Below are 11,660 nucleotides of genomic sequence, written 5' to 3' on the forward strand. Positions count from 1 at the left end.
AGGAGAGATGGCGTACGCAAGGCTTTCGGCGTCGGAACGACGTGGCGGCGGGCGGTGACCGGAAGGCGGGGCGGTTCTTGTATGTGGAATGCCGGTCTGATTCGAAATGATGGTGCTACACTTTGCCAAAGTTGTAAAGCGGCATCGGCAGCCCGCGCGGGAAGCGAATCCTCCCGCCCGCCGGGCAATGGGGCTGCTCGGCATGGAAGATCACACCAACGAGGAGACGAAATGATGAGCAAGCCTTTGCTGGCTGGCGCCTTCCTGGCCGCCCTGCTGGCGGCCGCGTCGGGCGCGGCGTTCGGCGCCGATGGCGGCCAGCCTCCCTCCGGTTCTCCGGAGCGGGGGCGCGATCTCTACATGAAGAACCAGTGCTACAGCTGCCATGGCACCGCCGGCCAAGGCGGCGAGCGCGGCGCGGGCCCGCGGCTGGCGCCGAATCCCTTTCCCTATGCCGCATTCGAGATGCAGGTGCGCCAGCCCCGCGGCGTGATGCCGCGCTATCCGCAGCAGTTCGTGAGCGCGCAGGATCTGGCTGACATCTACGCCTACATCGCCGGCATTGAACGCGGCCCGGCGGCGAAGGACATCCCGCTGCTGAACCGGTTCTAGTGGTGCGTGCCCGAAATCCAGAATTACGTCATGCCTCCGGGTCGCATTGGCTTCTCTGGAAACTGGTCATGTGCTTCTCTGGAAACTGATCATGTGGATTTCGATTCACACGATCAGTGTTTGGCACGCATGCGTTCCGTTCGGATAGTCGCAGGGTGATTGAACCGGCACGAAAGCTCTCTCCTTCAAGGAGATGGAACGTAGCACGAAGCGTAGCACGAGGCGTAGCAGGGGGCGAAGCAGGGGTTTCGCAACGCATGCGTTGCGCCTGCGAAGCCGGTCGGGCATGCAGGCCCGACCGTGGGGTGAGGTTCAAGCATAAAGAAGCCCCCTCCCCTTCAGGGGGAGGGTTGGGGTGGGGGTGGGTTTCTTCTGCATTCAAAGGACGTTCTTCCAAACGCAGTAGAAACCCATCCTCACCCACGAATGCGCTTGCAAGCGCATTCGGCTGCGCGAGCGCAGAGCGGTGCTCTGCGAAACCCTCGCTGTGCCCCACGGTCGGGCCTGCATGCCCGACCGGCTCCGCAGGCGCGAAGCAGTGCTTCGCGAAACCCTCGCTGTGCCCCCCTTGAAAGGGAGGCACTTTCTTTATGCTTGAACCTCCACCACGGTTGCGCTTGCAAGCGCAATGGGCTCAGCGCGCCTGGCACACCACGTCGATCAGCGCCGGCGCGCCGCGCTTGACCACTTCCACCGCGCGGCGAAGGGCGGGACCGAGCTGGCCGGGATCGGTGATCGGTCCCTCCGCCCACACGCCATGCGCCTGCGCCAGCTTGGCGTAGTCGATCGCCGGATTGTCGATCGCATTGCCTATCCACGCCTGGTCGGTGCGGCGGTTGTGCAGGGAGGCCATGCGCTGCAGATGCATCACTTCCTGGAAATAGCCGCGGTTGTTGTGCATGACGAACAGCAGCGGAATCTTGTGATGCGCCGCCGTCCATAGCGCTCCCGGGCCGTACATCAGGTCACCGTCCGGCTGGAAGGTGACCGAAAAAAGACCCTTGTCGCGATTGGCAAGGGCGGCGCCGATGGCGCCCGGCAGCGAGTAGCCGACGCCCTGCCCGCCGGAGCCGCCGAGCATCTGGTGATACTCGGTCGCCGGCCACAAGCGGCGCGCCCAGGTGATGCGGTCGCTCACCACCAGCGACCAGGGTTCATTGCGCACCGCCTCCCAGACTTCCGCCGCCAGCCGCGCGGTGCTCACCGGGCTCAGATTCCAGCCGATTGCGGCGGCGTCGCGCGCACGGCGGCGCATGTCCTCATGGGCCTTGCGCAGGTCAGCGCTGCGCGCCGACAGCGCCTGGCGCAGGGAGCCGTCCGCCGCGCGCCTCACCTGCTCGGTGAAGGCCGGCAGGCTGGCCTGCACGTCGCCGGTGATGGCGAGGTTCACCGGCAGGAAGCGCTGGAAATCCTGATAGTTGGACTTCAGGTAGACGTCGCTGAAGGACAGGGTGATGACCTTCACATCCTTGCGCGCATTGCGGCGGGTCTCATGGAAGGGATCGGTGACGGTATTGAGCTGCCCCCAAGGGTCGGCCACGTCCAGCATCAGGATCACATCGGCGGCACGGGTCAATTGGGCGCGCAGATCAGTCTGGTTCAGATAATGGGTCGTCGGGAAGTTCATGCGCGCGCCGAGATCGACTACCGGCGCGTTCAACGCCTCAGCAAAGGCCACCAGGCGGCGCAGGCCTTCTTGGTCGCGCGCCCCGCGTTCGACGATGATCAGCGGCGAGCTGGCGCTCACCAGCATCCGCGACGCCTCGGCCAGCGCGGCGCTGTCCGCCTGCGAGGGAATGGAGGGCGACAGCGGCGGAATCGACAGTTCCGCCTCATGCTCGATCGGATTCTCCTGCAGATCCATGTCGGCCATCAGCAGCACCGGCTCCATCGGCGCGGTGGTGGCGATCTTGTAGCCGCGCACCGCCGACTCGGCGAAATGCTGCAGCGACATGGGCTGATCGTCCCATTTCACGTAGTCGCGCACCATCGCCGCCGCATCCTGCACGGAGTGATACCACTCGGTGCCGGGGCGGCGCTTGGCGGCGTCCAGCCCGTTCCCGGCGAACATCATCACCGGCACCCGGTCGCACCAGGCGTTGTAGATGGCCATCGCCGCATGCTGCAGGCCGACGGTGCCATGCAGCATGACGGCCATCGGCTTGCCGGCCGCCTTGGCGTAGCCATGGGCGATCGCCACCGAAGCCTCTTCATGCATGCAGGTGATGAGCTCCGGCTTGCTGTTGCCGCCGTAATTCACCACCGACTCATGCAGGCTGCGGAAACTGGAGCCGGGATTGGCGGCGATGTAGGAAATGTTAAGGCTCTTGATCACGTCCACCATGAAGTCGGAGCCCGGGCGGGGGATCAGCTTTTCGTCGTAGGGCCGGTCGGCTTTCTTCGGCGCGGCGCCGGGCTTGGCGTCGGCGGCCTGCGCTTGCACCGCGCCGGTCGCCATTGCTCCAGCGGTGGCCGCGCCGGCGGTGATGGCGGCACTCTTCAAAAAGTTGCGCCGGTCCATGCCGATGCCTGGCTTGTCGTTTTCCTCGCTCATGTCGTCTCCGTGTCTGTTCTTGTGCGTTCATCGCGGCAGGCGTAGCGCAACCCGGTCTGCTTGCCGCGCGTGCTGACCATCTAATCACATTTCCTGGCAAAATAAAACGATAACGAAACATGGTTCTTTTATACGGAACCACCTGCATGAGGAAGCCCTGATGCTGAATGCCGACCGTACTGCCCTGCTGCTGTTCGACTTCCTCGAAGGCCATGTCGAGCGCGATGCGGCGACCCGGTCCCGCTATTCTCCGGTCATCGCGGCGGCGGCACGGCTGCTCCATGCGGCGCGAAGCCGCGGCATGATGGTCGCCCATGCCTGCGCCAGCCACCGGCCCGACAATGCAACCAGCGCCCATACCCTGCGCGACATGGATTTCGGCGGCAGACGGCGCGATCCTGCGGAAGCGCCGACTTTTCGGCCCGCGGTGGCCGGCGGCGACGGTTCCCGCATCGTGGCGGCGCTGGCGCCGCAGCCCGAGGATTACCTCATCCCGAAATACCGCTGGAGCGCCTTCTTCCAGACCTATCTCGACCTCGCGCTGCGCACCCGCGGCGTCGATACCCTGATCCTGTGCGGCGGCTCGACCGAAATCGGCATCGCCAGCACCGCCTATGCGGCGCGCGATCTCGACTACAACCTGGTGCTGGCGCGCGACGCCTGCACCTCGCCGTCGACGGCGACCCATGAGCACCTGATGGACCATGTCTTTCCGCGCCTGGCGTGGGTGCGGCGGACGGAGGAGATTCTGCGGCTGCTGGGTGAATGAGCAGCTGCATCGCCAGATAATCAATTACCCATGAGGAGACGATGATGCATTCGAAATTCGCAGTGCCGGTGGCTTTGGTGGTGTCACTGCTGGCATCGATGCCTGCGCTTGCGGCCGGCTGGAGCTTGCCGCCGGACAGAGGCACCCTGGAACCGGAAGCCATCGCCGCCATCCGCAACGGGAACGAATATCCTGAAACAAGCGGCTACCGGAAGCAGATCGACTATATAGACTTCACTGCCTACGGCCAGTCCTTTACACAGGTGGTAGTCACGCTGGTGCCCGACAATCCGCGGCGCCATCATGGCCGCAAGCTGGTGGTGGCGGGCGGCGAGCCCGGCAGCGAATACGCGATGGACTTTCTGGAAACGCCGGAAGGCAAGGAAGGCCCAGGCGTCTGGCTGGCCAAGCGTGGCGTCACCTTCATTGCGCTGACCCGCGTCGGTCGCTGGAACTTCCTTGCCCGCGACGGCAGCGGCTCCTGGCAGGACATCCCGCTGGAACAGCGCATGCCCATCTTCAACCGCCGGCAGGCGGCGCCCTGGTCCGCAGCCGATTTCGAGGTGAAGACGACCGCCGGCAAGGAAGCGACTTCCGGCGACAGTTCCACCTACCGCATGCCCAAGGCCGACACCCAGCTGTACCGCCAGATGCTGGCCACCACGGCGCAAACCTATCTTGCCGGCTACCGCAAGGCCATCGAGCATGCGCTGCCGCCCGCGCAGCGGGACCAGGCGCTTCTGCTTTACTGGGGCATGTCGACCGGCGGCGCCTTCCTTTATCCGCTGGCAAAGCACCTGCCGCCCGACGGCTATCTCGGCTGGGGCACGAGCAGCACCGGCCTGGCCTACGTCTACCGCAAGAGCAAGGCCGGGGATTACGCGACGCCCTATGCGCAGACGGCACTCCGGCTGCGGGAGCGCGGCTACGACGACTTCACTTACTACACCCGGGAGCTCGATGAGGCTACCCGTCAGCGCTGGTGGCAAAACGCGCTCAAGAGCCCGCGCTTCAAAAGCGGCGAGGATGCGCCGATGCAGTTCAACGCCGCCGCGCTGACCGAGACCGCGCTGCGCCTGTGGCAGGCCGACTGGCTGCCGGCGGAGTATCGGCAACGCGGTTTGCCGGCGCTGCTGCAGGAAGTGATGGAGCCAAGCTTGCCGCCGGCCGCGCTCAAGACGATTCCCGTGCTGGACATGAACGGCACCCGCGACGAGGCGATTCCGCCGAAGGTGGTGGACGCGCACCGGGAAGTGATGGAACCTCAGGTCGCCAAGTACCGGGTGGCGCGGGTGCGCGACTTCTCGCACTACCTCTATACCCAGGACAGCATCAAGGTGGTCGGCAACCTGTGGCTGCGCTTCATCGAGTCCGGCTACTTCGACAAGTAAGCAAGCGGACGCCCTACCACATCGGTTCGCCGCGCCGGGCCCGCTGCAGCATGTCGAGCTGGAACTCGGGCGGGCCGAAGCCGAGCTTCTCGCCCTTCTCTTCGTAAAAGAAGGGATGGCCGGTGCGGCGGCTGTAATCGGCCATCCAGTTCAGCAGGCCGGCATCCGGATCGCGGCCGGCGGACTTGAGCAGGAAAGCCGTCCTGTCGCGCCAGCGCACCGGCACGATGATCACGCCGGTCTGCGGCGGGCTGAAGCTCTCGGGAAAAGGGCTGCCTTCGATCGCCCAGCCGCAGATGAAATTGCGGCAGGGGGATTCGGGCCGGGTGTCGTAGATGCTGCAACCGCCGTCGGTGACGAAATGGCAGCGCACGCCCGGCTTCATCTCGTGGCCATGGATGGTGCCGGCCACCCAGCCGTCGCAGCAGGCGGTGCAGTCGCCGCAGGCGCGCGCCTGGCGTGGCCGCTGCATGGCAGGCGCCGCAGCGACGGGCGTGAGGGCGATGATCTCGCCGCAGCATTTCTTGAATTTCTTGCCGCTGCCGCAGGGACAGGGATCGTTTCTGCCTGGTTTCATGAGGTGTGCTGCCATCGACGCGGCCGGGGCGGAACGCCGTGCGGCCAGACGGAGGGAATGGTGCCCGAGGCGGGAAGACTTGGCAATCTCGCCGCGCCCCGTTGTTCCCATATGCAGAACAGCAGTCTGCATGACAGAATATACGCTAGAATTCGCCCTCATGTCACCTCTGCGGCCGAACCCGGGAAGTCATGCGGCCGGCGCCCTCCTCCATCACGCATCCATGGCGATCTATCTCACCGTCTTCCTCGCCGTCCTGAACCAGATCAGCCTCAAGGGCAGCAAGATGCTGATGAGCCTGTTCGCGCTGCACCTGGGGGCGCCGCCGCCGGCAGTGGGCCTGCTTGCCTCCCTCTATGCGGTGTTTCCCATGCTGCTGGCGATTCACGCCGGGCGCATATCGGACCGCATCGGCGTGCGCTGGCCGATGGTGGGCGGCGGCACCGGCCTCGCACTCGGGCTGCTGCTGCCGGCGCTCTGGCCGACGCTGCCGGCGCTCTACCTGTCGGCGGCGCTGATCGGCGTCGGCAACATCTTCTTCCACGTCTCGGTGCACAACCTGATCGGCTCCTTCGGCGATGCCAGCGCCCGCACCCGCAACTTCGGCACCTTCAGCCTGGGGGCGTCGATCTCCGGCATGGCCGGGCCGATACTGGTCGGCGCCCTGATCGACCATGCCGGCTATGCGCCGAGCAGCCTGGCGCTGGCCGGCATCGCGCTGGCGCCGGCGCTGGTGCTTCTGGCGGCGCCCGGCTTCATCCCGCCGACGATACGCCCCGCCAAGGAAGAGCAGGCGGGCGGCGTGCGCGAACTGCTGGGCGACAAATCGCTGCGCGGCACCTATATCACCAGCGGCCTGATCCTGACCGGCATCGACCTCTTCAATTTCTACATGCCGATCTATGGGCGCGGCATCGGCCTGGACGCGTCCCACATCGGCCTGATCCTCGGCATGCAGGCGGCGGCGGCTTTCGTGGTGCGCCTCGGCATGGGATCGATGGCGCGGCGCATCGGCGAAGTGCGGATGCTGACCGGCTGCCTGCTAATGTCCGGCCTTACCTACTTCCTGTTCCCGGTGTTCCGCGATCCCTACGTGCTGGCGCTGATCTCGTTCCTGCTGGGACTTGGCCTGGGCTGCGGCCAGCCGCTCTCGATCATCATGACTTACAACCATTCGCCGCCGGGGCGGGCCGGAGAGGCGCTGGGCGTGCGGCTGACGGTGAACAAGTTCACCCAGATCATGGTGCCGCTGCTGTTCGGTTCGCTCGGCTCCGCCCTCGGCCTGTATCCGATATTCTGGTCGAACGCGGTGCTGCTGCTGTTCGGCGGCTGGCTCAATGCCCGGCGCAGCAAAGCGGATGCCTCGTCCGGGTTGCAGGCCAAACCGAGCGGCGGGAGGTAGTTGCCAACCGGAAACCGTGCTACATTTCATCCATCCGCCAACTTTCCCCTGCCCACGCTTCCAGCGCAGTTTCCAGCATGGCCTTCCATCCATCGCGCATCAATGCCGTCGCCGTCGCCGCTTGGATCGCGATCGTCGTCGCGGGCGCCACCAGCCTGCAGATATGGGCTGATTACAGCGAAACCCGCGAACGCCAGGAAACCACCGTCACCGACGTGACGCGCGTGGTGGCGGCGCATATCAGCAATTCGCTGCATGAAGGACAGGCGGTTCTCGGATTGATCGCCGACTCCATTGCCGAGTCGGGCGGCTTCGACCAGTCCAGCCAGGCGGCTCGGCGCTGGCGCCTGAAGTCGTATTGCGAGAGTTTCAACGGCTGCCGCACCATCGCCGTGTTCGACGCGGCAGGCCGCATCGTCGCCATGTCGGATGCCGCCGCGGCCGGCTTGCACGATCTCGGCAAGCAGACGCAATTCCGGATGAAGCAGGACGGCTCGGAACTGTTCGTCGGTCCGGCGATCAGGGTCGGCGGCCCGGAAGGATCGGTGCTGTTCACGCTTTCCCTGCCGGTGTTCGACCAGGATGGCCGACGGCTCGGCATGATCACAGCCGGCATCGCGACCGAACACCTGACCGAGTTTTATGGACTGTTCGGCTTCAGTGTCGAACCCACCATCGCGGTCTACAAGCTCAACGGCGACCTGGTGGCGCGCTATCCGAACATGCAGCAGCATGTCGGCCGCAACAATGCCAGCGGTCCGCTGTTCGCTCAGCTGGCGAAGGCGCCGAGCGGCGTCTACCATTCGACCTCGCCGCTGGACGGCAAGGAGCGCATGGCGGCATACAAGATGGTGCCGGAAGGCGATATCGTGGTGTATGCCGGCGTCCTGTTCGAGAAGGCATTCAATCACTGGATGCTGCGCTCGGTGCGGGCCGGCTTCATCAGCCTGTTCGTTCTGGTGGTCATCGGCGCCTTGCTGGCCTGGGCTTACCGCGCCTTTCAGGCACAGCGCGATCTGCGCCGCAAGAACTGGGAACTGGACCGGCTCTCCAGCCTGGACGGGCTGACGCGCATTCCGAACCGCCGCAGCTTCGACCTCGCCCTGCAGCAGGAATGGATGCGGCACCAGAAGGAGGGCCTGCCGCTGGCGCTGATGCTGCTGGACGTGGACGACTTCAAGTCCTACAACGACACCTACGGCCACCAGGCCGGCGATGCCTGCCTGCTCAGGGTGGCGCAGACGCTCAAGGAAGCGCTGCATCGTCATGTCGACCGGGTGGCGCGCTATGGCGGCGAAGAGTTTGCCGTGATCCTGTCGAGCGGCGCCGAAGGCGCGCTGACGGTGGCGCAGCGCCTGTGCGAAGCGGTGGAAGCGCTCGGCATCGAGCATTCGGGCGCCAGCGCCTCGCGCTGCGTCACCATCAGCATCGGCGTGGCCAGCACCGATAGCGGCCACGCGCACAATTCCGACCGGCTCCTGGCCCTGGCCGACATGGCGCTGTACCAGGCCAAGGCGCAGGGACGCAACCAGGCTTGCCTGATGCGCGGCGCGGCAACCGAAGCGGAAGCGCCGCAGGGAACGGCCCGGCACGCCGCCTGAAAATCAAAAGCGTCCGTCGCCGGAGACCCGGCGACGGACGCTGTCAACGTACTGCCCTGCTTAGTAGTACTGGCCTGCTCAGTGGGTCCGATGGCCGCGGGCGCGCTCGACGCTGTAGCGCACCGCATCCTTCACCTTCTCCCAGGTGCTGCCCGGATGATCGCGTTCCCAGTCGCTGCGCAGCTGCGGCTCGGCCTCTTCCCAGCGGTAATTCTTGAAGCTGTCGGCGCCCGCCATCTGCGAACCATAGCGGTAGGCATCGCCGTAGTCTTCATAGCGGCCGCCGGAGGTGCCGTAGGTATTTTGCCAGTGGCGACGATATTCGGTATCGTCGTCGGCCATCATGGCATCGGTGCGCGCCATGCCGCGATCGCCGGCGCCGAGCTGCTCCACCTCCACATCGGTGCGGCGCACGGTGTCGTTGATCTGCTCGGTGCGATCACGCACTTCCTTGCCCACTTCCACTTCCTCCACCACGCGCGCGGTCTTGGACACCACGGCTTCCTCGGCGGTCTCGCGCAGCTCCACCGCGCCTTCCTTGATGCTGGCGAAATCGGCTTCCGAAGCCGGGCGGTCGACCGGATGGCGCTCCACCTTGACCTGCTCTTCGCGCAGGCGCACTTCTTCGTTCACCGGGGTTTCGCGCACGCGCTGGAATACGCGCACGCCGCCGCGCTGCACCATGCGCTTGCCCACCTTCAGTTCTTCCTGGATCACCGGGATGCGTTGCGTGTCGGCGGTGGAATCGGCGGTAGTGTCGGTGCGCGGCATGGCGGCATAGGCGGTGCGGTCGCGCTCGATCTCGTCGCGGCCGAGCTGCGGCGCGTTTTCGTCGTAGCCGGCCCAGCCCTGGCTGCGCCAATGCTGGGCGCGCTGGTCGACGTCCACCGGATTGAAGCGGTTCAGGATGTCCGACGCCTGCTCCAGCTGGCTGTCGCTGTCGGCATTTACCGTCACAACATAGTGACCGCGGCGCACCGACTCGGCGTAGACATCATGGGTATCGCGGTAATCGTCATCCATGCCGAACAGCGACCGGAAGAAGCCGCCGATTCCACCGGAATGCTCTGCGGAAGTCGTGGTGGTGGTATCACTCGACAAGCCGGAATCCGCAGCGGGATGCATCTGGATATTGGTGCGGGAAATGCCCGCCTGAGCCAACGCATTCACGGCCGACTGCGCGTCACCAGAATTTTCAAAAGCGGCAATAACCGTATGGTCCTGCATGACTTTCTCCTTTCGCAGGCCGAAGCCCTCAAAGCTGAAAAATGAAGAAGAAAGTAGACAGGCGGAATATGGAAAGATTCACAATGCTTTCCTGCTATGCCTGATGGACATGCATACCGCGCATTGGCCGGCGCACACGGTTTTTCTCAGGAAGGTTTCAAGGCGCGCCGCATCGCTTGAGCTCGAACGCGTCCCGGGCTTGGGTGCGATACCCGTCGGAAAAGCCGGTGGTCGGCGAAACGGCCGACCCCTGTCACCCGTGATGCTGCGCGCCGACGCCAAAGCACCTGCGCGGCGGCCATGCAACAGGCAAATAAAAATCCCTTCGTGCCCAGGCAGGAAGGGATTCGTTTGGCGCCGCCACTGACGAGGACGGCTTGCGATGACCCGATCTCTGGTGATCAGCGCTTCATCCAGCTCACCCAGCTGTCGCACTCGATGGCGACCGAAGACAGCCGCGGGGCAACTTCGATCGCATCCAGCGCAGCGAAGCGGCTGTTGCGTGCCGGCGCTTCAGCCTGGGGCTGATTGGCGAACAGGCGGCCGAAGAAGGCGCTGACGAACGACGACTCCTGCAGGCCGGTGATGCTGGTGGGGCGGGTTGCAACCGTAGACATATCTGCTCCATGCGTGAATGCTTATTGCGGTGCAGTATAAAGTCTACGAGGTAATAAATCTAATTCAGAGACCGGATAGCAGTTATAAGCAAAGCGTATATGTAGTTATCATTCCAGGAAGCATCTGCGGCTCCGCTCAATCGAAACCGGCGTGCTTGAAATCCTCTTTCGCACGGGCGCTGCTCAACGCGTCCAGCAATTTCGCGGCTCCTTCCTGCTCCGGCCCGGTGCCCGGGGCAGCCGCATAGCTGGTCTTGAGCTGCAGCTCCTGCGGCAGGGGGCCGACCAGCGTGCCGGGGCTGACGTGCAGGATCTCGCTGATCTGGGTGATGCCCAGCTCGGCCTTGCCCTCGTCCACCAGCTTCATCACCGCCAGGCCGTTGGGCGCCAGTTGCGCCGCTGGCCGTATTGCCTCGGCGATGCCCATCTGCTGCAGCAGCTTGGCGAAATGCACGCCGGTGGTGGAGCCCTTGGGCGGATCGCCGTAGGCAACGGAGTCGGCGCGCAGCAGCGAAGCCTTGAAGCCTTCGACGCTGGCGATGTCCGGCCGCTTGCCGCCGGCGCGCACCGCCACGCCGATCTGTACCACGCCCAGGGTGCGCGGCGAACCGGACGGCAGCACGCGCTGAGTGGCGAGCGCTTCCAGGCGCTGGCGATCGCTGATCACCAGGTCGGCCTGATAGCCCTCCTTGAGCTTGGCATCGACGCCGCCGGCGGTCGAATACTCCACCAGAACCTTGTCGCCGCTCTCCTTCTCATAGCGGGCGACGACTTCCGTCAGCGGCACCTGAACCGCGGCCGCGCTCAGCACGCGGATTTCCGCCGCCTGCCCGAGACAAGCGACCGCAGCCAACGCCGCCGACATGAACAGCCTTGTGGTTTTTGTGTTTTTCTTCATTCGATTTTCCCG

11 protein-coding genes are annotated in these 11,660 nt (G+C 65.1%); 6 read left to right on the forward strand and 5 right to left on the reverse strand.

All coding sequences use genetic code 11. From position 1 onward, the window contains the following. The first annotated feature begins 231 nt into the window (after positions 1-231). The gene (locus CHB88_RS14685) at positions 232-612 is read left to right on the forward strand and encodes a c-type cytochrome (protein ID WP_176442494.1); all 381 of its coding nucleotides are present in this window, start codon (positions 232-234) and stop codon (positions 610-612) included. Between the two features lie 634 nt (positions 613-1,246). Here the strand turns inward: CHB88_RS14685 and CHB88_RS14690 are convergent. Continuing rightward, positions 1,247-3,166, reverse strand: coding sequence for a thiamine pyrophosphate-binding protein (locus CHB88_RS14690; RefSeq protein WP_245844984.1), 1,920 nt, complete (start codon positions 3,164-3,166; stop codon positions 1,247-1,249). A 160-nt stretch (positions 3,167-3,326) separates the two neighbouring features. On the opposite strand from CHB88_RS14690, the gene CHB88_RS14695 reads away from it, so the two are divergent. Both CHB88_RS14695 and CHB88_RS14700 read left to right on the forward strand, forming a co-directional pair. Then, positions 3,327-3,935, forward strand: a complete 609-nt coding sequence (locus CHB88_RS14695; RefSeq protein WP_089400091.1) for an isochorismatase family protein — start codon at positions 3,327-3,329, stop codon at positions 3,933-3,935. A 41-nt stretch (positions 3,936-3,976) separates the two neighbouring features. Then, positions 3,977-5,326: a hypothetical protein gene (locus tag CHB88_RS14700; protein WP_089400092.1), complete on the forward strand. Its 1,350-nt coding sequence runs from the start codon at positions 3,977-3,979 to the stop codon at positions 5,324-5,326. A gap of 13 nt (positions 5,327-5,339) precedes the next feature. Here the strand turns inward: CHB88_RS14700 and CHB88_RS25670 are convergent, their stop codons facing one another. After that, on the reverse strand, positions 5,340-5,903 hold the full coding sequence (locus CHB88_RS25670) for an SEC-C metal-binding domain-containing protein (RefSeq protein ID WP_245844985.1): 564 nt from the start codon (positions 5,901-5,903) through the stop codon (positions 5,340-5,342). Between the two features lie 223 nt (positions 5,904-6,126). Here CHB88_RS25670 and CHB88_RS14710 point away from each other — a divergent pair, with 223 nt between their 5' ends. Next, positions 6,127-7,305, forward strand: a complete 1,179-nt coding sequence (locus CHB88_RS14710) for an MFS transporter (RefSeq protein WP_089400094.1) — start codon at positions 6,127-6,129, stop codon at positions 7,303-7,305. A gap of 77 nt (positions 7,306-7,382) precedes the next feature. Further along, positions 7,383-8,906 carry a sensor domain-containing diguanylate cyclase gene (locus CHB88_RS14715; RefSeq protein ID WP_089400095.1) on the forward strand — a complete coding sequence of 508 codons (1,524 nt, stop codon included), beginning with the start codon at positions 7,383-7,385 and terminating at the stop codon, positions 8,904-8,906. Between the two features lie 78 nt (positions 8,907-8,984). On the opposite strand, the gene CHB88_RS14720 is transcribed toward CHB88_RS14715, so the two are convergent. Further along, positions 8,985-9,929, reverse strand: coding sequence for a YsnF/AvaK domain-containing protein (locus CHB88_RS14720; RefSeq protein ID WP_245844986.1), 945 nt, complete (start codon positions 9,927-9,929; stop codon positions 8,985-8,987). Here CHB88_RS14720 and CHB88_RS25675 point away from each other — a divergent pair. Further along, positions 9,903-10,178: a hypothetical protein gene (locus CHB88_RS25675; RefSeq protein WP_245844987.1), complete on the forward strand. Its 276-nt coding sequence runs from the start codon at positions 9,903-9,905 to the stop codon at positions 10,176-10,178. The genes CHB88_RS14720 and CHB88_RS25675 overlap by 27 nt on opposite strands. Before the next feature lie 356 nt (positions 10,179-10,534). Here CHB88_RS25675 and CHB88_RS14725 read toward each other — a convergent pair whose 3' ends face one another. Together CHB88_RS14725 and CHB88_RS14730 are read right to left on the reverse strand one after the other, a co-directional pair. Next, complete coding sequence (locus CHB88_RS14725) at positions 10,535-10,750, reverse strand: hypothetical protein (RefSeq protein ID WP_089400097.1); 216 nt, start codon at positions 10,748-10,750, stop codon at positions 10,535-10,537. Positions 10,751-10,886: 136 nt separating this feature from the next. Beyond that, the gene (locus CHB88_RS14730; RefSeq protein WP_176442496.1) at positions 10,887-11,648 is read right to left on the reverse strand and encodes a molybdate ABC transporter substrate-binding protein; all 762 of its coding nucleotides are present in this window, start codon (positions 11,646-11,648) and stop codon (positions 10,887-10,889) included. Between the last annotated feature and the right edge of the window lie 12 nt (positions 11,649-11,660).

Source organism: Noviherbaspirillum humi (assembly GCF_900188095.1).
Classification (GTDB): Bacteria; Pseudomonadota; Gammaproteobacteria; order Burkholderiales; family Burkholderiaceae_D; genus Noviherbaspirillum; species Noviherbaspirillum humi.